19 protein-coding genes and 1 pseudogene are annotated in these 19,589 nt (G+C 61.8%); 8 read left to right on the top strand and 12 right to left on the bottom strand.

Features of this window, described 5'->3' with window-relative positions:
* The first annotated feature begins 14 nt into the window (after nt 1-14).
* Nucleotides 15-140 carry a DUF1328 family protein gene (locus tag AB4Y32_RS21945; RefSeq protein ID WP_368723470.1) on the top strand — a complete coding sequence of 42 codons (126 nt, stop codon included), beginning with the start codon at nt 15-17 and terminating at the stop codon, nt 138-140.
* Between the two features lie 95 nt (nt 141-235).
* Here the strand turns inward: AB4Y32_RS21945 and AB4Y32_RS21940 are convergent.
* Nucleotides 236-1,123: pseudogene (locus AB4Y32_RS21940) on the bottom strand (hypothetical protein).
* 446 nt (nt 1,124-1,569) lie between these two features.
* Here AB4Y32_RS21940 and AB4Y32_RS21930 point away from each other — a divergent pair.
* Together AB4Y32_RS21930 and AB4Y32_RS21925 are read left to right on the top strand one after the other, a co-directional pair.
* Nucleotides 1,570-2,514 carry a ribokinase gene (locus AB4Y32_RS21930; protein WP_368723357.1) on the top strand — a complete coding sequence of 315 codons (945 nt, stop codon included), beginning with the start codon at nt 1,570-1,572 and terminating at the stop codon, nt 2,512-2,514.
* Nucleotides 2,515-2,565: 51 nt separating this feature from the next.
* Nucleotides 2,566-3,885 carry a cation:proton antiporter gene (locus AB4Y32_RS21925; RefSeq protein ID WP_368723356.1) on the top strand — a complete coding sequence of 440 codons (1,320 nt, stop codon included), beginning with the start codon at nt 2,566-2,568 and terminating at the stop codon, nt 3,883-3,885.
* 1,027 nt (nt 3,886-4,912) lie between these two features.
* On the opposite strand, the gene AB4Y32_RS21920 is transcribed toward AB4Y32_RS21925, so the two are convergent.
* The 5 genes from AB4Y32_RS21920 to AB4Y32_RS21900 all read right to left on the bottom strand — a co-directional run bounded on the left by AB4Y32_RS21920 (nt 4,913) and on the right by AB4Y32_RS21900 (nt 10,161).
* The gene (locus AB4Y32_RS21920) at nt 4,913-5,428 is read right to left on the bottom strand and encodes a peroxiredoxin-like family protein (protein ID WP_368723355.1); all 516 of its coding nucleotides are present in this window, start codon (nt 5,426-5,428) and stop codon (nt 4,913-4,915) included.
* A 1,123-nt stretch (nt 5,429-6,551) separates the two neighbouring features.
* A complete protein-coding gene (locus AB4Y32_RS21915) occupies nt 6,552-7,772 on the bottom strand; it encodes a permease (RefSeq protein ID WP_368723354.1) in 1,221 nt (406 codons plus the stop codon).
* Nucleotides 7,773-7,795: 23 nt separating this feature from the next.
* Nucleotides 7,796-7,966, bottom strand: coding sequence for a hypothetical protein (locus AB4Y32_RS21910; protein WP_368723353.1), 171 nt, complete (start codon nt 7,964-7,966; stop codon nt 7,796-7,798).
* 225 nt (nt 7,967-8,191) lie between these two features.
* Complete coding sequence (locus AB4Y32_RS21905; RefSeq protein WP_368723352.1) at nt 8,192-8,968, bottom strand: alpha/beta hydrolase family protein; 777 nt, start codon at nt 8,966-8,968, stop codon at nt 8,192-8,194.
* The gene (locus AB4Y32_RS21900) at nt 8,965-10,161 is read right to left on the bottom strand and encodes a DUF3182 family protein (RefSeq protein ID WP_368723351.1); all 1,197 of its coding nucleotides are present in this window, start codon (nt 10,159-10,161) and stop codon (nt 8,965-8,967) included. Before AB4Y32_RS21900 ends, AB4Y32_RS21905 begins: the two co-directional genes overlap by 4 nt.
* Before the next feature lie 413 nt (nt 10,162-10,574).
* Here AB4Y32_RS21900 and AB4Y32_RS21895 point away from each other — a divergent pair, with 413 nt between their 5' ends.
* The 3 genes from AB4Y32_RS21895 (at nt 10,575) to AB4Y32_RS21885 (ending at nt 14,060) form a co-directional block, all read left to right on the top strand.
* A complete protein-coding gene (locus AB4Y32_RS21895) occupies nt 10,575-12,530 on the top strand; it encodes an aconitate hydratase (protein ID WP_368723350.1) in 1,956 nt (651 codons plus the stop codon).
* 51 nt (nt 12,531-12,581) lie between these two features.
* On the top strand, nt 12,582-13,565 hold the full coding sequence (locus AB4Y32_RS21890; RefSeq protein WP_368723349.1) for a LysR family transcriptional regulator: 984 nt from the start codon (nt 12,582-12,584) through the stop codon (nt 13,563-13,565).
* A 135-nt stretch (nt 13,566-13,700) separates the two neighbouring features.
* The gene (locus AB4Y32_RS21885) at nt 13,701-14,060 is read left to right on the top strand and encodes an acetoacetate decarboxylase family protein (RefSeq protein ID WP_368723348.1); all 360 of its coding nucleotides are present in this window, start codon (nt 13,701-13,703) and stop codon (nt 14,058-14,060) included.
* A gap of 242 nt (nt 14,061-14,302) precedes the next feature.
* Here the strand turns inward: AB4Y32_RS21885 and AB4Y32_RS21880 are convergent, their stop codons facing one another.
* From AB4Y32_RS21880 to AB4Y32_RS21870, 3 genes are read right to left on the bottom strand one after another with little or no spacing between them, the layout of a single operon-like run.
* Nucleotides 14,303-14,824 carry a hypothetical protein gene (locus tag AB4Y32_RS21880; RefSeq protein ID WP_368723347.1) on the bottom strand — a complete coding sequence of 174 codons (522 nt, stop codon included), beginning with the start codon at nt 14,822-14,824 and terminating at the stop codon, nt 14,303-14,305.
* A gap of 50 nt (nt 14,825-14,874) precedes the next feature.
* On the bottom strand, nt 14,875-15,714 hold the full coding sequence (locus tag AB4Y32_RS21875) for an MFS transporter (RefSeq protein WP_368723346.1): 840 nt from the start codon (nt 15,712-15,714) through the stop codon (nt 14,875-14,877).
* Nucleotides 15,711-16,562, bottom strand: a complete 852-nt coding sequence (locus AB4Y32_RS21870; protein ID WP_368723345.1) for a class I SAM-dependent methyltransferase — start codon at nt 16,560-16,562, stop codon at nt 15,711-15,713. The genes AB4Y32_RS21875 and AB4Y32_RS21870 overlap by 4 nt, the downstream gene beginning before the upstream one ends.
* Before the next feature lie 83 nt (nt 16,563-16,645).
* Between AB4Y32_RS21870 and AB4Y32_RS21865 the strand changes: the two genes are divergently transcribed.
* Nucleotides 16,646-17,623, top strand: a complete 978-nt coding sequence (locus tag AB4Y32_RS21865) for a LysR family transcriptional regulator (RefSeq protein WP_368723344.1) — start codon at nt 16,646-16,648, stop codon at nt 17,621-17,623.
* 307 nt (nt 17,624-17,930) lie between these two features.
* Here the strand turns inward: AB4Y32_RS21865 and AB4Y32_RS21860 are convergent, their stop codons facing one another.
* The 3 genes from AB4Y32_RS21860 to AB4Y32_RS21850 form a co-directional block, all read right to left on the bottom strand.
* Nucleotides 17,931-18,248 (bottom strand): RidA family protein, encoded by a 318-nt coding sequence (locus AB4Y32_RS21860; protein ID WP_368723343.1) that lies wholly within the window; start codon nt 18,246-18,248, stop codon nt 17,931-17,933.
* Nucleotides 18,249-18,289: 41 nt separating this feature from the next.
* Nucleotides 18,290-18,532 (bottom strand): DUF2252 family protein, encoded by a 243-nt coding sequence (locus AB4Y32_RS21855; RefSeq protein ID WP_368723342.1) that lies wholly within the window; start codon nt 18,530-18,532, stop codon nt 18,290-18,292.
* Nucleotides 18,533-18,593: 61 nt separating this feature from the next.
* Nucleotides 18,594-18,923, bottom strand: a complete 330-nt coding sequence (locus tag AB4Y32_RS21850) for a potassium channel family protein (protein ID WP_368723341.1) — start codon at nt 18,921-18,923, stop codon at nt 18,594-18,596.
* Nucleotides 18,924-18,927: 4 nt separating this feature from the next.
* Here AB4Y32_RS21850 and AB4Y32_RS21845 point away from each other — a divergent pair, with 4 nt between their 5' ends.
* Complete coding sequence (locus tag AB4Y32_RS21845; RefSeq protein WP_368723340.1) at nt 18,928-19,578, top strand: hypothetical protein; 651 nt, start codon at nt 18,928-18,930, stop codon at nt 19,576-19,578.
* Nucleotides 19,579-19,589 lie beyond the last annotated feature (11 nt).

Below are 19,589 nucleotides of genomic sequence, written 5' to 3'. Positions count from 1 at the left end.
TCGGGCGTTGCCGCATCGTTGCGACCGCCTTTGGATTCGGCGGAATCGCTGCGGGAGCGGCCAGCATCGCGAAGATTCTTTTACTTGTCTTCCTCGTCATTTTCATCGTCACGCTGTTGATGGGTGTGATGCGACGATAACAGCGCGCTTTCGTGATGCGTTTCGATCGCAATCGTGCCCGTCATGATGGCCGCCTGCCGCCAATGCGGCGACCTGGCGGCATCTTCAGCGGAGGTTACGCTACCACGGCTGCACCGCTGGCATCGATCGTCAAGACAGCGCCGGGGTCGAGCATGTAGTGCCTTCCACGCGCGTCGACGCAGATGCCGTTCGTGTTATCGCACGCGGTGCGCAGCGATACCGCCTGTGCACTGCCTTCCAGCTCCTGTCGTTGATGTCGGAACATCAACGACAGGTGCGTTCGCGGCAACTCGTGCGGCCACGCCGGGCCGAACTGCAACATATTGCCCTCGAAATCCACGCCGCCGTAGTGACGCACGAGGACATCGAGCGTCCCCGCCAGCGCACCGAGATGCAAACCCTCGTGAGCGCTGCCCTCGAGCGGCGTGACATCCGTCGCGAGCGCGTTGCGAAAATACTGCCATGAGCGTTCCGGCTGACCGCGCGCAAGCGCAGCCGCGCAAACCACCTGCGACAGACTCGATTCGTGCGTCATACGCGCGAGGTAGTAGTCGAGCGTACGACGCGCGGCGGCAGTATCGAATGCTTAGCCTGCCTGCGCAAGCAGTTCGCGCAGACCCGCCTCGCCGAGCAGATAAAACAGCATCACGACATCGGGCTGCTTCGCGACCTGCCATGCGTTGACCGAATCGCCGCGCCGTTCGAGCGACCAGTCCACCCGGGCGACATCGCTGGCGAGGCTTTTCGGATCGGCGACCGGCCGCAAGTGCGAGCAGCTTTCGAACTGCTCAATCACGCCATCGCCGGTAAAAGGCGCATACAAGCGTTGCGCGACCTCGCTCCATCGTTGCGGCTCGTCGTCGCGCAACGCGATCTTGCGTGCCAATGCGGCACGATCGCGTTCGATCTGCGACGTGAACGCCTTGCGCGCGCACAGCAGAGTCCACATCGCCATCACGTTCGTGAACGCATTGTTGCGCAGGCCGGGCTGGCCAGTTTGAGACGAGCACGGTCGCGTCAGGCAGGCGCGGCAGGAATGTCGCGCGCACAGTTTCGTCGTCCGCGCGACTCGTCACGACGTTGCACAGGCCGGCGCGATAGAGGCCAGGATAGTGCGCGATTTCTTCGTCTGCGGATGGAACGCTCGAACGCGCAAGGCGCTGCTCCGGTGCGCTCGCGCGCACGAATAGCACTCCGTTGCCGAGTCCGAGCAGCGAGTCGCGGCGCCGCTCGTCACGCGGATCGTATGCATCGAGGCTCAACGGATGCGTGTCAGAGGTCATGAGCGGCCGGCTAGCAATCAGCGCGCCTGACATCAGTCAGGCCCGCTGATTGAAATAGCTTCAATTACTTGCGACACGTCAGGCCCGCGCCTTGCGAGCGTTAGTCGATATTTCCCCAGTTTTATACTGCATCGTGGCCTTCATCGTGAGCATTGGCAGCATCAATCTGGACCTCCAGATGCGCAGCGACGAGCCGCCCGGCGCTGAGACCATTCGCGCCTATGCGTTCTCGCAGCTGTCTGGCGGCAAGGGAGCAAACCGCGCGTACCTCGCGCGCGTTCTCGGGCATGAGGCGACACTGATCGGCATGGTGGGAAGCGACCATTTCGGCAAGGAAGTACTTGCGCCCCTCAGCGGCATTGGAGTCGACGTGGCGGGCGTCGGAGTTGCGCAAGGCGTTGCGACGGCGGTGTCGATCATCGTCGTGCCGCCCGATGGAAAAAAGCACATTGTTTTTGCGCCGAATGCAAACGAGGTATGGGATCAAGACGCTATCGAACTTGCAGTGCGCGCGTTGACGTCAGTGCCGCGAACCGCGCTCGTTGCAATGGATTGCGAAATCGGGCCGGACGCATGCAGCGCATTGCTCGATGCTGCCGTCGAGCGAGGCATGCGCATCGTGCTCGACGCGGCTCCGCCCGCGCGTGCGCTCGACGAAGCAGTCCGGCGTTTCTGGCCCATGGTGTATGCATTCACGCCCAACGAGGAAGAGGCCACCGCGCTGACGGGCATTGGTATCGACACGGAGTCGGACGCCGTGCGTGCAGCGCGCTGTCTTCACGACAATGGCATCGCGCTTGCGTGCGTCAAGCGTCGCGATGGCGGTTGCATCGCGGTATCGGATGAAGGTGCGATCTCCGTGCTCGCCGGCAAGGTCGACGTCGTCGATTCGACGGGGGCGGGAGACGCATTCACTGGCGCGCTCGCCGTGACGCTCGCTGAGCAGCGCCCGCTGGACGACGCGTTGCGCTTTGCGACCGCGGCTGCGAATCTTGCTGTCACGCGTTGGGGATCGCAACAGGCGTACGGTCGACGCGACGAGATTGATTCGTGGTCTGCGAAGCTAACCGTTGAGCGTATTGACGGTTGAATTCACAACTGCCGCCCTCCATACGATGCGGCGCTCCTCGGTGCACTGTTCATGCACGAAACGATCTGGTTCCTGATTGTCGGCAGCCTGCTCGTGTTCATGGGCATTGCCGCCTCGACACTCAAGCATCTGCCCGTCAGCGCAGCGATGTTCTATCTGCTGATCGGGTACCTGCTCGGCCCTCCGGGGGCCAACCTGTTGCAGCTCGATATCGTGCGCGACGCCCATCTGCTGCGCGTTCTCACGGAAGTGGCGCTGCTGGTGTCGTTGTTCGCAATCGGCCTACGATTGCGCGTGCCGCTCGACGACCGCCTATGGATCCTTCCTCTGCGGCTCGGCCTGCTCGCGATGATCGTCACCATCCCGCTCATCGCGTTCTTCGGCATGCAGGGCTTGCAGCTGGCATGGGGTCCCGCGCTTTTGCTCGCCACTGTGCTCGCGCCGACCGACCCGGTGCTTGCCCATGACGTGCAGGTGCATGATCCAGGCGATCTGGACCGGGTGCGGTTCGCGCTGTCAGGCGAAGGCGGCGTGAACGACGGCATCGCTTTGCCGTTCGCTGTCTTCAGCCTTGCGGTATGCGAAGCCGGCGACGTGCCGCCGCACACATTGCCGTCGATGCCTGCTTTCGCCGCGCTTGCGCTGTGGGGCATCGCAGGCGCAGCGGCGATAGGCGGAGCACTCGCATGGGCGACGACACATACGGTAGCGTGGCTGCGCACGCGCCACGCGAAGGCGCTCGGGCTCGAGGGCTTCTTTGCACTCGGATTGATCGAGCTTTCCTACGGCGCAGCTCAGCTCGCGCACAGCTATGGATTCATCGCCGTGTTCGCTGCGGGCGTTTCGATGCGACGCGTCGAGCATCGTGCGAGCGGTGAGCGATCGCCCCGCAAAGTGATCGGCGCGGTGAATTCAGAAGATGTCGTTTCCACCGCGTCGCATCCGGACAAGGCACATGCGTACATGGCCGAATCGGTGCTCGGCTTCACGATCGAACTGGAACGCATCGCAGAAGTGTTCGTGATGACGGTCATTGGCAACGTGGTCGGCAACCTGCGCGAGCCGCTTTTTACATGGCACAGCGCGACCGTTGTCGCCGTGCTGTTTCTGGTCGTGCGGCCACTTGCCGTGGAGCTTTCTCTTGCGGGCTCGCAGGCGACGCATGCCCAGCGTCGCCTGATGAGCTGGTTCGGCATTCGCGGCATCGGCTCGTTCTACTACCTGGCTTATGCGCTGGAGCATGGCCGGAGGGCAGATGTCCTTCCCCTCGTGCCGCTCGTGATCGCAACGGTTGTCGCATCCGTGATCGTGCACGGCGTGTCCGCCACTCCGCTGATGAACTGGTATCGCCGCGTGCGCCACGTCAAATGAGCGCAATGTCGCGATGTGCGTGGGCCGCTCATCGAAGTGCCTCCAGTTGCAGCGGCGGCGGAATCGCGTTCACGCCGCCGCTTCGGACCAGCGGTCTCCCTATGCATGCGATCTCTGGCCCCAGGTCTTTCCCGCCGGGGACACGTGTACGGCGAGACCTTGCCGAGATTCATGACGCCGTTTTCCAGCCTCCTGCCGCTTATCGCGATCTGGGTTTTCAGCGAGCACGTTGGTCGTGGGCGCCACGGCATGCATCCGGGTTGACACGGCGGAGCCGATCTCGCGCGCGAGCTCCCGTACTGTACCGCTCAAGTCGACGGCCACGTGGTGCATGGCGCATTCCGGCATTGAACTGAATATTGCCTCCATAGGCATGTCACTGTCGTCGCGCCGCATCCAGCGCGAGGGTCGTTGCCGTTCTCTGCACATGCTTCGACGCACAATCGCCCAAGCATCAGCATATCTATGCTTTTCCTCTATCGAGATTCCAGATGTCCCGCTCCGCCGCGCGAACCACGAAGACACCAGAATGCGTGTTGCTGAGCACGCCCGACACTCGCCTATCGGTAACACAAACGGGTAGCGTCAGCGAGGCACTTTTGATACTCCTCCTGGCAATTCTGCGCACACCGCCTCTGTTGTTCCGCTACGCCATCCCGCTCGTTCGTCCGCCCGGAAGCGGTGCACTGACATCGCGCCAATGTCGAATTACATGTGTTAGCCTGGACGGACACACAGAGTTGGTCGACTTTCGCATGCGCGTTGAAAGAGCGCGCCCCAAAGATCAACAGGATCGCGCTGACGATTAGCATCCGTATGCGCATGTTCGTCTGCCACCACATGGTCAAGGTTCTCACCCGAATCTGTCACCCGCGCCGCACTGCGGTTCCCGCCACCCGACATTCGCCGCCTGCCTCTCCGGAACGCATTGCGCTGTCTGCCAGGTCTACCCAGCAATTGTCGCGGTCGATAACGGTCCTACGGAACATCGCATAAAGCTTATGTCGAGTTTGTCGTGACCGCATCGCTACGCTTCTCCGCGGGCCGGATATCCGTTCTTCACAACGAAATCAATGGCATTCAGCACATCACCAAAATGGGGGCGCGCAAAGGGCATCGAGATGACGGACGACGCGTAGAGCGTGCCGTCCGGCTTGATCAGAAACAGGCCAGGCTCAAAGAATTCGGCAGGCTCGGACTCCTTGATCGCGTTGGAGATGAAGAGCCCCCAGTTCCGCGCCTCATTAACCGGAAAGCCATAGCCCACCGCCAGCTGAGTCAGCCCCCATTTCTCGCAGCTCTGTTGCGCGCGCTCTCTCGTGTCGCCACTGATGGCCACTACGTCGACGCCGCGACGCGTGAATTCGCTCAGTTTTGCGTCGAGTTCCGCAATGTACGTCTTGCAGATTGGGCAGTGGAGCCCCCGATAGAAGACGATCATCGTGAACTGCTCAGGGCGCCGCCCGGCAAGTTGCCAGGACGATCCGTTCGTCATCGCCACGTTGAGCGCGGGGACGGGGGCGCGGGGTTTCAAATCAGACATGACTAGCTCCCTCAAATCGAGCGCAACACGTCAGCGCTGACGCAAATTTCTCGCCCGACATTCGGTATCCGCGCGATGTCGCGAAGGCAGAATCACGGTCACTTCCCTTTCAGCGAACCGGTCGCTATCGCGATGGCTGCCTGTCCCGGCGTGATGCGCGTGCCGCTCGATCCTGAGGACAATGGCGTTCCTCGGGGAATGTCCATGCCATGCCGTGGCTCCCCGTACTGGCGCGTCGCTGACGGCGCGTGCAAACGCAAAACCCCACTGCCTGCCGCATAAATCCAGGGACATGCCGGACGTAACCTTTCGGGCAGGCGCCGCGAATTCACAGCAGCCCTCGCGGCTTTGCGACGATTGCTCGTACCGACCTCCCGCGCGCCGAGTTGCCACGCGACGTCGCGCAACGGAACGGCCACCCTTGAGCTCGTGTGATGGTGGCGCTGTGCTGGATGGCGGCGCACTGCATCAACGAAACTGTGCAATGCGACTTCTTGATCCATCCGCGGCCATCGCGGTTCGAGAGCACCTTGTCTTCGGTAACTGCTAGTTAGCGGCTGGCGTCTCCACCAATGTCCCGATCAGGCGCAGCAGTTCGGTATGCTCCGGCCCGTTGCCATTTCGAACGAGGAAGTCGCCAACTGACATCTCGGACGGACGGCCACCTGAGGCCAGATTGGGCTCATGTCGCACAAACACCCGGCCGGAGCCGTAGTCGTGGACAAGTGACCAACGGTCTCCGTTTGCGCTCCTGTAAAGCTCTCGCGACCTCTGACTCATCGATTCCTCCCTTTTTGCGGCTGAGCATGCAACACTGCGGCGCCGACGGTAATAACGCCCTCTAATGTACCCGTCCCTTGGGGCCAGGCCAACTGATCCGGGCAGAAATGGGACCAGGCCTTGCTGGGTAATTCATGCACGGCGTCTGCATCCCGTGCGCATTCTTGAATGCCCGCGTGGAACCGGACGACCGGCGTCAGAGGCACTACCCATATTCATGCCGCGCATGGACGCGCCCTGCTGCGCACTCGCGGGGCCAACTGTGAGACCGAGCGTCAATGCTGCGCGGACGGCCAGTGAGTGCTGCAGTTCGCGTTTGCATATCCACCTCCTTGTTCAGGGGTCAATGTTGGCGATGGGAGTGGCGGCCATGTTCCGGGGAGCGATGTGCATGGGAAGGCGCGTCGTGTCCAGTACCGTGATGGTCATGTTCGCCGCCTTCCATCGTCCGCATCATCCCGGTGCCGCCGGTTCTGAAGAAAACCGTCGTCAATATCACGAACACAACACCAAAGATGATGTTCAGTACTGTCGTGTAGTTGAATGAAATCGCGGCATTGGAAACTGCGGGCTGCCGTTGATGAGGTACCCAGCCCAACAGCTGAAAGAGCGCCTCGACGATAAGCGCAGCGACAACCATCGCGACGTAGAACGCAATTGCCATGAACGCAGTCATTCTCCCGCCGTAGTACTTCCGGTAGATATTGAGGATTGGGAGAATGATGAGATCGCCGAATATGAACGAGGCAACGCCTCCGAAGCTGATGCCACCTTTCCACAGAACGGCCGCCAGCGGCACGTTTCCGACCGAACAGGTGAATGAAGCAACCGCGATGAGCGGACCGACGAAGGCGCCCCATATCACGGCGAGGGTTGGATGACTGACCAGAAAGAACTTCTGCCAGAAGCTGTCCGGTACCCATGCCGCGAGGGCACCGGCAACGAGCAATCCCACGCCAATGTCTCGCCATAGCATGACCCAGTTCATCACGTAACTATGGCTGATGGCAGTCCAGCCGTCCCTCGAAGTGAGGCGTTGTTTCCAGGTGCCTTTCTGTTCGCCCATCGACATCGCGGCATGCCCTTCCATGCTGCCGGCGATACCTTTGTCCGCCTGTTCGATAGCCTGCTTCCTGAGTGAGTCTCGCACAAGGAACCGGAACAGCAGGGCAAGCACGAAAATAATGATAGGGCCGCCAAGAAATTCGGCAGCGGCGAACTGCCATGCAATCAGCACCCACATGAGTACGCCCAACTCAAGCACCAGATTGGTTGCGGCAAACTGAAATGCCATGGCAGCGGTGAAGTCGGCCCCTTTTCGAATCATCGAGCGCGCCATGGCAACGGCTGCGTACGAGCAGGATGATGACGCGGCACCAAGCAGGCTCGCTAACGTTATGGAACGCGAGGAGCTGTCCGGCAGAAGCTTGGACATCTCCGACTTCGACACCATCACTTCGATGACGGCGGAAAAGAGGAATCCCAGGCTGAGTCCCCAGAATATCTGCCACAGCATCGTGAAGGACATCCAGAGGGCGTGACCCACTGCGCTGAGAATGTGCATCACGACCTCCCTGATATGCGTTCCTAAAACAATGGCGCGCGATTGTAGAAGTAGATGCCGTGGGCGGACCTTCCGACCTTGATGGTGTTGACGAGTTTCAGCGTCTTCATGTCGATGATGCTCACGTGACGGGTAAGCGGAACGTGACTCCCGCAGCCGATGAACACAATCTTGTTGTCGGCCGATAAAACCATATGATTCGGCATCCTTGCGAGCAGCCGCAGCGTCAGGCATGTGCCGCGCCGGTGGAGCAGATTTGGTGACTTCGCACGCAAGGGGCCGTATATCTGCGGTAGCGTGATTGCGCTAGTCGGTCTGTTTTTCGGATATCAGGCGCTGCCGCACTCGGGTGATGGCACGCGTATCCGGATGTCGTCTTTTCCGCGTATGAACTTCCGCGCCGGGGCGCTAGAAGGCTTCTACGTCCTCGTCTGATCCTGCGCGGCTCCCTGGACTCCTGCTCGCCGGCCCGCGACCATCTCCACCAGCCAGTTCACGACAAGCGCGGTATACGCTCGCTGACTGGGATCATCCGATAGTCCATGGTCCGCGCCTTCGATGATCCGGTAGGTGAGCGAATGCGCCTGCAAAAAGGCCTGCAGATAGCTGGCGATCACAGTGTGCGGCACGATCTCGTCATGCTCCGATTCGACCAGCAGAACATCGCCGCCAAAGCGGGCCGCCGCACGCAACGCGCGGTTGTCCGACGATGGCACGATGCGTTTGCGATATGTGACGAGATCATGTTCGACGTGCAGCGCGCGCTTCGGCATGTTCCACCCTTCGTCGAGATAGAGCGCCGGTACGCGCAGACCCAGCCAGCGCACGGGGCGCAGTTCCGTCAGGATCGCGGCGAGATAGCCGCCATAGCTGCTGCCGATCACGGCAACCGCATCGCGGTCGATCAACGGATGTGCGACGAGCGCATCGTAGGCGGCAAGCAGGTCCTGCAGATTGGTTTCCCGCGTCACGTTTTGCTGTTCGTCCAGCGTGCGCCCATGTCCCGTCAGATCGAAAGTGAGGCAGACACAGCCGAATGCCGCCGTCTGCCGGGCGCGCTCGAGATACTGCCCCTGACTGCCGCCCCAGCCGTGCACGTAAAGAACACCAGGCACCGTTGTCTTGGGCGCGAGCAGGGTCCCGTCGAGGTAGCCATTCTCGACCTTGATCTGCACGCCATAGCGTTCAGCTGTCATATGCCGCTGCTCCGTTGCAAGGTATGGCGATCCACCGTGTAGTACTTCGTGATGGCGCCCGCTTGCGCATCGACGCCTCGATAGAGGATGCAGGCGCCGTCGGGCACCTGTACGTCGTCTCCGTAAAGCTCCCGTGTCGAGGCGCGCACCGCATAGACCTGAGGGTCCGCCCTGAACATGCGCAACGCGCCAAGCTCGGCACCCGTTGCGCCGCCGACCCGCCACGACTGCTCGAGCACGCCGCAACGGCGCACGCCCTGTGCATCGATGCCCCAGGCGACGTCGTAGTTGCGTCTCGATGCAAAAAAGCCGGCGTAGTCGTTTTGCACGGCGGCATCGAACGCGCGCGCCTTGGTGATCGCCTCATGGATATCGCTTGTGACGTCGAGCTGCGCAAGCATATCGAAGCCGCCATGCACGACGACCAGGTCTGTGCCGCCATAGACGTGGTGGCCATGGTTGTTGACGGTCAGATGCTGCACGCCATAGTAGCTCGCTACCAGATCGTCGAGCGTCACCTGGCCGACGCTCAGCGTTTCAATGCTGTCCAGCTGCCGTTCGACGACGATGCCTTCGGCTCGCAGTGCCGCGTCGCCGAGCGCATCGAGTTCCGCTTCGAGTTCATTCATATCGGCGACCAGTGCCTGTCCTGCTCCGCCGATCCCATAAGGACGCTTGACCCGCACACGGCCCTCCTTCCAGAGCATGCGCGCCGCGTTGCAGGCATCGTCGCGCGAAAACGCCGAGTAGCCGGGCAGAACCAGCGAAGCAGTGTGCTCGCCGAATACGCGCGACCAGCCAGGCGGCGAAGCCCGCGCGTCATCGGGCAGCGCGTGTGCGATCAGCTTCGTCGCGACGAACGGAAACGGCACGACGCCGCCGAACAGATCGCGCACGGATCGCACGCCGAGCTTGCGCGCTTGCGTCAGCGTCAGCGTATCGTCGGGGATCAGGTAACGATGCGCGGGATAGGCTTCACTTGCATCGAACTCACCCGCAAGCGTCGTGCCCTTGAGTTCCGCGATAAGCCTGGCGAGCGCCCGATGCGTGTCGACCTCGTGACGGGTTTGATCAGTCTTGCGTTGCCCACGATAGACGAGGACAACGGGCAGCGCGGGCCTCGCCGGAGATAAACGCACCTTCAAGTTGTCCTCCCCGCGCCGTGGCGCGATAGTCGCGGCATACGTTGCCATGCGCGGGCATCATCGGTCGACGCCGACACTTGCCAGAGAGCAAGGCTTGTGCCTTTGTCTGCGTCACAGGAAAGCGGTCGATGGTCACTGGCCAATGGTGCCGTATCGCCCCATTTTCATCCAGGTCACTTGCGCCATGCGTGTACGGGAAACGATCGTGCTCAGACTTTTCGGCATCGTGGCACTGGCGGCGGGCGTCTCAGGATGCGTGGCTGCGCGTCGCTGACGCATTACGGCCGCCGCCTCAGGGCAACTGCCTGCAGTGGACGCCCCGTCACGAAGTGCGTGCGCCAGATGCCGCGACGATCCAGAAGCGCAGCCGCGCGCGAGCAGAAGCTGGCATGAAGACTGCGGCGAAATATGCTTGTACGGCCTTCCAGACAGGGAGGTTGTCCGCGCTGACGAGGCAAGCGATGAATCTGAATGTTTCGCAAAAACTGATCCGGTCGCACCTGGTTCCTGGCAGTTTCCAGACGCTCCAACCGGGTGACGAGATTGGCCTGTCGATCGATCAGACGCTGACACAGGACGCCACGGGAACGCTCGTAATGCTCGAGCTCGAAGCGATGAGCCTCGCCCGCGCGAAGACCGAGATCAGCGTGCAATATGTTGATCACAACCTGATCCAGGAAGACTACAGGAACGCCGACGATCACCTGTTCCTGCGTAGCGCATGCCAGCGCTTCGGCCTATGGTATTCGCGGGCCGGAAACGGTGTCAGTCATCCATGCCACCAGGAAAACTTTGGCAAGCCAGGCAAAACGTTACTGGGCTCGGACAGCCATACGCCCGCTGCCGGGTCTCTCGGTATGCTGGCCATCGGCGCAGGCGGGATCGAAGTCGCACTCGCGATTGCAGGCGAGCCCTTCTTTACGCGCATGCCGGAGGTCTGGGGAGTGAAACTCACTGGGCAGTTGCCGGAGTGGGTCAGTGCGAAGGACATCGTGCTGGAAATGCTGCGTCGTCATGGGGTCGATGGCGGCGTCGGCCGCATCATCGAATACTACGGCCCCGGTCTCGAAGCATTGAGCGCGATGGATCGCCATGTCATCGCGAACATGGGTGCGGAGCTGGGTGCGACCACCACAGTGTTTCCGTCGGACGAAGCCGTGCGGCGTTATCTTCGTGCCTGGCAACGCGAAGCCGACTGGATCGAGCTGTTGGCCGATCCGGATGCCAACTATGACATCCGTGATGAAATCGATCTGGGCGCGCTCGAGCCATTGATCGCCATGCCTTCGAGCCCGGATAACGTGCAACCCGTGCGCGAAGTCGCGGGTCAGCCGATCTATCAGGCCTACATTGGTTCTTCCGCCAACCCCGGATACCGCGACTTCGCAATCGCAGCCGAGATCGTCAAGGGACGCGTGGCGCACGACCGTGTGTCATTCGATGTCAATCCGACGTCTCGCGCACTGCTCGAGACGCTGACGCGCGACGGGCATATAGGCAGTCTGCTGCACGCGGGCGCGCGCCTGCATCAGGCCGGTTGCAACGGCTGCATCGGAATGGGACAGGCGCCCGCGACGCATGTGCTTTCGCTGCGCACGGTGCCGCGCAACTTCCCCGGACGCTCCGGCACGAAGGAAGACAGGGTATGCCTCGTCAGTCCTGAAACGGCAGCCGCGTCTGCGCTCGCCGGCGTCATCACGGACCCGCGTACGCTCGGCATGCCGTACCCGCACGTCACGGATTGCGATTCGCCGATCGTCGACCGTCAATTGTTCGTCGCACCGCCTGACGCGCAAACTGCCTCGAACGTTGCACTCGAGAAGGGACCCAACATCGCGTCGCTGCCGTCGTTCGATCCCTTGCCCGATTCCATCACAGGCCCGGTCATCGTCAAGGTCGGCGACAACCTCTCGACCGACGAGATCATGCCGGCGGGCGCACGCGTACTACCGTTTCGCAGCAATATTCCCCGGATTGCCGAATTCAGCTTCAACGCCGTCGAACCGACCTATGTGGAGCAGGCGAAGACCGTGCAAGGGCACCTTGTGGTGGGTGGCTGGAACTACGGGCAGGGCTCGAGCCGCGAACATGCGGCATTGGGCCCGCGTTTTCTGGGGCTGCGTGCTGTGATCGCGAAGGGCTTTGCGCGCATTCATGCGCAGAACCTCGCCAACTTCGGCGTGCTGCCGCTCGTGTTCGTGAAGCCGGAGGATTACGAACGTATCGAAGCAGGTCAAACGGTACGGCTCGATGAAGTCAGGCGCCGGCTCGCTGAAGGCAGCGAACTGCACGCCGAAGTCGACGGCGGAAAGCTGTCCTTCGCGGTTCGCCACTGCCTGTCGCCGCGTCAGGTCGAGCAGGTGCTCAAGGGCGGCCTCATCAACTGGATGAGGGATGCGCTCGCACAGCGTGGATGAGTGGGTGTCCCAAACTCGAAGCCTTGAAAAGGGACGCGAGACTCGGGCACGATGGGCGTCCTTTCCGACCCGAGGGGCACGCACTTCATGAAAGATTCAGGGATCGACCGGCTGAATGCGGTGGAACTCTTCTGCGCCGCGGCGAAAGCGCAAAGCTTCACTGCCGCGGCATCGGCGTTGGGAGTGACACCCTCCGCCATCAGCAAAGCCGTGCAGCGCCTCGAAAACCGGCTGGGGCTCAAATTGTTCCAGCGCACGACGCGCGCGATCCGTCTGACCGACGATGGTCTTGCCTACTACAAGACCTGTCAGACGGCGTTGCAAAGCATCCAGGACGCCGAACAGGCGCTAACGCGCCATGGCATGCCGCGTGGAGAATTGCGGATCAGTCTGCCGTACAGCTATGGAATCAAACGGGTTATTCCACTGATACCCAGGTACGTCGAACGCTATCTGGGACAGGTGAAAGTCGCCGTTTCCCTCGGCAACAGCCTGACGGATTTCGTGAAGCAGGACTTCGACATGGCGATCCGGTTGGGCCACGTGGCCGATTCGCGCCTTGTCGCGCGGACCTTGCACCAGGCCAGTTTTCGCGTAGTGGCCGCGCCGGGCTATTTGCGCCGGCACGCCGTTCCAGCGCGGCCGGAAGACTTGCGCGGTTGCGATTGCCTCGGTCTCGTGATGCCCGACAGCGGCCGCGTGCTGCCCTGGACGTTTTCAGGAAGCGAACGCGCTGCGTACGAAGTTGCCATTCGGCCCTCGATCACGTTTGATCACCCGCTGGCGACACTGGCAGGTGCGCTAAACGATGCGGGCTTCGCGCAACTGCTCGATTTCACTGTCGAGGACGATCTACGCAGTGGTCGTCTCGTCGAGGTGTTGGCTGATTTTCGTCCTCCGCCGCAGTCGGTCTCAGTCGTCTATCCCGGCAATCGCCATACATCAGCGAAGGTGCGCACGTTCGTCGATTTTCTGGTCGAGGCAGGCGGCGCACCACAGCACCCGGAAGGTAAGCAGGGTATGGTGGCCCGGTAACGCAGTTCCTCACTTTTGCCCCATGCGATGGTGTTTCGCTGCGGATCGACATCGTAACGGGGCTATCAAGGTCGCTGTCGGCACGATGGGACACAAGCATCAGCATCTGCTCTACGACGTCGAAGGCAGACGTGCGTGCTCCCCTACGTCGACTATCGACAAGATGAGTACCACCCAGTCAATCTGAAGATCATTCCGGGGCGTGGACGGCGCGCGCCTGCCATTGCGCAACTCGTCGGCTACAGCCTGGCCGACATTCGCGTCAAAGGCGCATGGTCGGGTCCGGCGCGACTCGGTCTTGTTCCGCACGTCAATGCGCCCGTTGCTGATCTTCCCGTCAAGCGCGTTTTCGGAGCCGTTGATTTCATTGCCGACATCACGCTCCCTTATGGACGTGTGTTGCATGACTACATGGAGGTCGTTCCTCGCCAAGAAGCCGCGGCCTGGTGCAGCGCTTCCAACGGGAGCGCGACTAGGGGAGCTTCGCGCGGTTAGTGGCCACAAGGGCTGCGGCCGTGCCTTGCACCTGCGGCGGCCGCTTGTGTGGCGCCTAAAATTTATGACGACGCCTGATGTCGAGCCGTTGCAGCCTATCGGGTGTTTATGCTCCGAACGTCCGTTCTCAAAGTCCATCCACCATTCGTTCATGCCCACGCCTTCCGCTCATCGGCCATGTTGCGGTCACTCGGGCATGGCATCATCGCCGCCGGCCAGAAGCAAGCTACGCTTCGGAAATTTCATGGCTTGCGGAACGACCAGTAGCTTCGAACCGCCTTGGGCTGTGGTCGCAGCAGGAGATAGAAGGCGGCAACATGCGTAATCGCCAGCACAGGCACGTAGATGATCGGAATCGCATACATGGCGCCCAACTCTCCCGCACGCGCAGGTAGATCGGCCAGGGTAGCGTGGTAGTAGTCGAGGATGAGGTCGATCGCCCCCACAAGATTGAAGGCTACGACGAACAGCCAAAAGAGTGGGCGTATGCGTGCCGTGAGTAGCGCCAGCAGCGCCAGCACTCCCGTTGCGAAGTCGCCATATGCGGCGAACACAGTGAAGCTGGCCGGCAGATCGGGACTGACGACGCCCGGCAGGATGAAGGCCAGCCCGAAGAAACGGAAGCTGTGCAAGGTGGCGATCGCGCGTTGCGCTTCAAGTGGGTCCATCGACTTGAGCCTGGGCCAAACGTACACACCGAAGCAAGGCAGCCAGGTGACATACCCCAGAACGAGATGCAACCGGAAGAGAAGTTCAGGTGACATGTTGCCCTCCTGCCAGTTGTCGTCTGGCGCATGGATGGATAGGAAGAAGATCAGCAAGCACGTCGTCGGATCAGCTGGCGCAGCGACAGCACGTGCAGCAGGATCGAGCCTGGTACCACGAAAGCAGGGGTCAGCACATTCGGATAAGCGCCGGCACCAATGCCCGGCACATTTGGAACGATCAACTGGAACCGGCCGGGCGAGGTGATCAGCCCCAAGGTAAGTGCGACTGCGAAATCGGCGAGGCCGAAGAGGTTCCAGGCGATCGCCGCCCTCCGCCCTTGCGCTGTACCGCTCGCCACCGCGATTGCCGCCGGCACGGCGGACAGGCCGGTCAGCAGATCGCCGGTTCCCGCCGGCAACGCAAACACGCCGGGCAGCACCCCACGCAGCCACGCAGCAAGCGCCCAGCTGCCGAATACCCGGTAAAGCTGAAGCGCGATGAGCCAGCTCGCCGGCATCGCGTCGAGCACCTGCCCCACCCGCTTCGACAACAGTAACAACGGCGCGCCGATCATCACCGGCAGGAAGATCGCCAACGGCAGCCACGGCACAGACCGCGGTGAGGCGTCGAGGTGAAAGACGCCATTGATCGCCGCGCTCCAGACGACCGCAAACCAGAGCGTGTCTGTGATCATGATCGCGAGCCAGGTCGCGCGGCGTTGGTTCGGCGTCAGGTCAGTGCTTTCGAGGCCGAGCCACAAGCCGACCGCGATAAACGCATGAGCCATCAGCTGGTGGGCGGTGGTTGGAACGCCGCTGTCCGGGATAACCGGTTGCCAGTAGATCAACGCAATCCACAAGCCTGTCAGCGGGACGATCCAAAGCATGATGCGCCAGGCGGGATGCGGCGGAACGATACCAGCGGGAACGTGGGCGGTGCTCATCATTGGCGCTCCGGTTGAACGTGTGTCTTCGCGGATGCGGCCTCGAATACCCCGGTGAAGATGCCGAGTCGGCCTTCCATAAGACTTCGCGCGAGGTTCGCGGAAAGCTGTGCGAAGTCCGGCCCCATCACCACGCCGAGATTTGGCGAGGGCGGCGGCCCTGACGCACGCAGCTGGGCGAACCAGGCCTTGGCGGCCTCGGCGTCGTCCTGCCATACCAGCGTACGAAAGCCCGCCTGTTCGATCACCTCGCGCGTTGCATCGGCTGTCAGCAGAAAGCTTGTTGACGGCGTTCGTGCCCAGGGAACGGGATAGTACGGTTCGCCACCGTTTGCGACGATGTCGAACGTCGCAAACCTGCCGCCTGGCTTCAGCACGCGCCCTATCTCCCGGTAAAGGCGGGCGCGCCCGGAGATGTTCATCGCCACGTGCTGCAGCAATACGGCGTCGAAATGGCTGCCGTCGAAGGGAAGTTCCAGCGCGCTGGCAGCATGGAACGACACCTGTTCGCTCAGCCCTGTTCGCCGGGTGAGATAGCGTGCGGCATCCACGAACGCTTCGCTCAGATCGATACCCGTCACGTGGCAGCCACAGGTTGCAGCGATCAGACGGGCCGGGCCGCCAACGCCCGAGCCGACGTCCAGCACCGACATGTCGGCGGTGATACCAGCCAGTTCTGCAAGCTCGGCCGTCGCTGCGAACCCACGGGTGTGAAACTGGTCGAGCGCGACCAGTTGCTGCGGTGTGAGCGGCTGATCCTCGGGTCCAAGAACCGTGAGCGCGGCCTTCAGCCGCCCGGTCAGGCCAGTCGCGCGATAGTGGTCGCGCACACCATCAAGTGCATCAGTCATTGCAAGGCTCCTCACTCCTGATTTGCACGTTAGATGTACCATCGTCTTGCGTGAACGACTATTCATCACAATGTTGATGGGCCATGAAGCAGAACTTCACAGTCAGACAGGGAGCGCTCGATGGTGTGGAGGCGTTCTTGAGCGTGGCCCAGCATCGGAGTTTTCGCAGGGCAGCCGCGGAACTCGGCGTGACGCCGTCGGCCATCAGTCAGGCGGTGCGTGTACTGGAAACGCGCATTGGCGCAGCGCTCTTCATCCGCACCACGCGTAGCGTTGGCCTCACGGAAGCAGGCGAACGGTTTCTCTCGCGCGCAAAGCCTGCCTTCGAGGAGCTTGTTGCCGCAAGCGAGGTTGCTCGGGGACTCGGCCAGCGGCCCGCCGGATTGTTGCGTCTTTCCGTGCCGCGCGCGGTGGTGCCGATCCTGCTGGAGCCACTGATCGCATCCTTCTGCAAGGCGTATCCCGAAGTCGAGGTGGAGATTGCGGCCGGCAAGGAGCTGATCGATCTTGCAGCGGAAGGATTTGACGCCGGCATCCGGCTGGGTCAGTTCATTGCCGACGACATGATCGCGGTGCCGTTGACGCCACCGTTTCGTCTCATCGTCGTCGGCAGCCCAGCCTACTTCGAAGGGCGCGGCAGGCCCAGGCAAACGGACGATCTGCGCCAGCACGCATGCTTGCGATGGCGGCGATCCAGCGGCGCGCTCGCGCTATGGTCATTCAACGATAACGACAACGGCAACACGATCGAGATCGCTGTATCCGGCCCGCTCATCGCCAGTGACTTTCCCACCATGCTCGGCGCCGCGATCGAAGGCATAGGCCTTGCCCAGATACCCGAGCCGATGGCCGCCGAGGCATTGAAAGCGGGAAAACTCGTGCAAGTGCTGGAGCCGTTCGCACCGGTGATACCGGGCGTGTTTCTCTACTATCCAGGCCGCCGGCAGATCCTGCCGAAGCTCCGCGCATTCATCGATCACGTGAAGAGCCGCCCGGCAGGCGATAGCAAGGCTCGGGTACAAGATGACTCCAGGCGTGCCGGGTCGGGCAAAAGAGGGTGAGGGCCTGCGCGAATTCCAGGCATGAGACGGCGCGCGGCTCATCCCCGATACGTCGTCCTGTATTGGGCAAAGGGCAGTTTTCGGAAGCGGAAGGGACGTTCGAGCGTCCGACAAGAGTTGCCCAGGAGCGGCCGTTGATGGCCGAGGTCGTGTGAAAACGCGCTGCTCACGAAGCCTTCTCAAAAGTCGACCCTTCAGATCGCCACGTATCGGCCTGGTGGCGACTCGTGAAGGGTAAAGCGACACCCGAAAACCGAGTACTTTTGCGTTTTCACACCACCTCGGCCGACTCCTGCCCCACGCTGCCTCACACCATCGCCGTAGCTTCGATCTCGATATTGAAGCCGAAGTGAAGCGGACCAACTGGCACGATCGCGCGGGCTGGTCGTGCATCGCCCGCCCAGTCCGCGTAAATCCGATTGAAGCTCGGCCAATGCTCGATATCGGCCAGATAAACCCGAACCTGCACCAGTCGCGCGATGCTGCTGCCAGCACCTTCCAGCGCCGTCGCGAGATTTGTTAGCACCTGTCCGGCTTGCACCTCGAATGACGCGTCCGTCAGCTTTCGGCCCTGCGCGTCGAATGGATGCGAGGCCGCCCGCGAGCCCCTCTGGCGAGGCGGCATGGCCGTCTGCGTACGAACGGACCGCGACACGATGGCCTTGCCTATTCCTCGGTCATTGCCTGAATCCGACCTTCCCGGATCGCCTGGATAAAATCCCTGTAGTCGCGACGGCCCGTCCGGTCCTGAAATTTTTGCAGATCGATTCTGTCGTACCAAACGTCGAGTGCGCGCATCGACGCATAGTCGTGCATGCGCTCGCGGTATTGGCGCACGAGATCGGTGGCTACGCGCCGGAAGTCACGGCTTCTGCCAGCGTGGCGAGTCCGTGAAAGCCCGCAACTCACGAGACGTTCAAGCGCTCGTTACCATTGCCGGGTTTTCGCGGCGAGTGATTCGAAGTGGTTTTCACCCATGCTCGCGCGGGGCTGGGCGGCATGCCTCGCCAGGCGTATTGGAAGACTGCACCAGCGTTTCCTGGAGCGCACGAAGCTCGACGTGCAGTCTGCCTATTTCGCCCGTCAGATGCTTGATGTCCCGATGCATTTCCCGTCGCAGCGCCCTTTCCTCCCTTCCGATGAGCGCCGCTGCAATGCTCGCAAAGACCAGCGATAACATGCCGTAACCCAGCAGCACGACGAATACGGCGAATACGCGCGAAGCTGGCGTGGTCGGGGCGATGTCGCCATATCCGAACGGTTGCGCTGCTTTCGAACGCGAGCCACAGTCCGTCCGCATAGGAATGCACTTTGGGTTCGAGCCACAAAAAGCCGGCACCCGCCATTGCCAGCACGGCAGCGCCCGCCACCAGCAGCCAGACAAGCCGGTTCGGCGTAAAAAAGCCTTGCAAGGACAACACGATCCGCACGGCGACGAGGCTCACGAACAACAACCGGAGTATCCATTCGGCCGTCTGCCATGGCGGCGCGCCCCATCCCGCACTGAATGCGGCACCCATCGCGATCAGAACGTCGAGGCGATTATGCGTAAGCAGCGTCTTCGGCTTCTTGCTGAGGTACAGCACCCAGAGGATCGAAACAGCGAAACCTGCGAACATGCACAGATACAGCATCCGCGCGACGGCCAGCGCAACATGGGTGGTCGCGGTGAGTTCGCCGTAAAAGGCAGGAATGGCCAGCAGGCTCCATGCACACAAGAACCAGCGGATATGGCGCCATGCGCGAATCGCTCGCGGACTATCGTGCGAATCCACGCCACCGATTCTGAATATGCCGAGGCTGTTATCCATCGTGCAATGAGAGATCGATCGAGCCACGTTCCGATGTTGCACACCGCCCTTAAGCCCGAACGGTTCGGGAAAGGGCTTGTGCAGGAGTACCCGCTTGTCAGGCTGGAATTGCCGCTCATTTCGTGCTCCTCGATCTGCCTGTAACCGTGACCGAA

The sequence above is a fragment of the Paraburkholderia phymatum genome (assembly GCF_040965635.1).
GTDB lineage: Bacteria > Pseudomonadota > Gammaproteobacteria > Burkholderiales > Burkholderiaceae > Paraburkholderia > Paraburkholderia phymatum_B.
Note: the sequence above shows the minus strand (reverse complement) of the source record. Positions and strands in the feature narration are given on the sequence as shown.

Coding starts and splice junctions, on each gene's coding strand:
- AB4Y32_RS21925 (WP_368723356.1), top strand. CDS start 2,566: ATGCACGAAACGATCTGGTTCCTGATTGTCGGCAGCCTGCTCGTGTTC.
- AB4Y32_RS21920 (WP_368723355.1), bottom strand. CDS start 5,428: ATGTCTGATTTGAAACCCCGCGCCCCCGTCCCCGCGCTCAACGTGGCG.
- AB4Y32_RS21915 (WP_368723354.1), bottom strand. CDS start 7,772: ATGCACATTCTCAGCGCAGTGGGTCACGCCCTCTGGATGTCCTTCACG.
- AB4Y32_RS21910 (WP_368723353.1), bottom strand. CDS start 7,966: ATGGTTTTATCGGCCGACAACAAGATTGTGTTCATCGGCTGCGGGAGT.
- AB4Y32_RS21905 (WP_368723352.1), bottom strand. CDS start 8,968: ATGACAGCTGAACGCTATGGCGTGCAGATCAAGGTCGAGAATGGCTAC.
- AB4Y32_RS21900 (WP_368723351.1), bottom strand. CDS start 10,161: ATGGCAACGTATGCCGCGACTATCGCGCCACGGCGCGGGGAGGACAAC.
- AB4Y32_RS21895 (WP_368723350.1), top strand. CDS start 10,575: ATGAATCTGAATGTTTCGCAAAAACTGATCCGGTCGCACCTGGTTCCT.
- AB4Y32_RS21890 (WP_368723349.1), top strand. CDS start 12,582: ATGGGCGTCCTTTCCGACCCGAGGGGCACGCACTTCATGAAAGATTCA.
- AB4Y32_RS21880 (WP_368723347.1), bottom strand. CDS start 14,824: ATGTCACCTGAACTTCTCTTCCGGTTGCATCTCGTTCTGGGGTATGTC.
- AB4Y32_RS21875 (WP_368723346.1), bottom strand. CDS start 15,714: ATGATGAGCACCGCCCACGTTCCCGCTGGTATCGTTCCGCCGCATCCC.
- AB4Y32_RS21870 (WP_368723345.1), bottom strand. CDS start 16,562: ATGACTGATGCACTTGATGGTGTGCGCGACCACTATCGCGCGACTGGC.
- AB4Y32_RS21865 (WP_368723344.1), top strand. CDS start 16,646: ATGAAGCAGAACTTCACAGTCAGACAGGGAGCGCTCGATGGTGTGGAG.
- AB4Y32_RS21860 (WP_368723343.1), bottom strand. CDS start 18,248: ATGCCGCCTCGCCAGAGGGGCTCGCGGGCGGCCTCGCATCCATTCGAC.
- AB4Y32_RS21850 (WP_368723341.1), bottom strand. CDS start 18,923: ATGCGGACGGACTGTGGCTCGCGTTCGAAAGCAGCGCAACCGTTCGGA.
- AB4Y32_RS21845 (WP_368723340.1), top strand. CDS start 18,928: ATGCACTTTGGGTTCGAGCCACAAAAAGCCGGCACCCGCCATTGCCAG.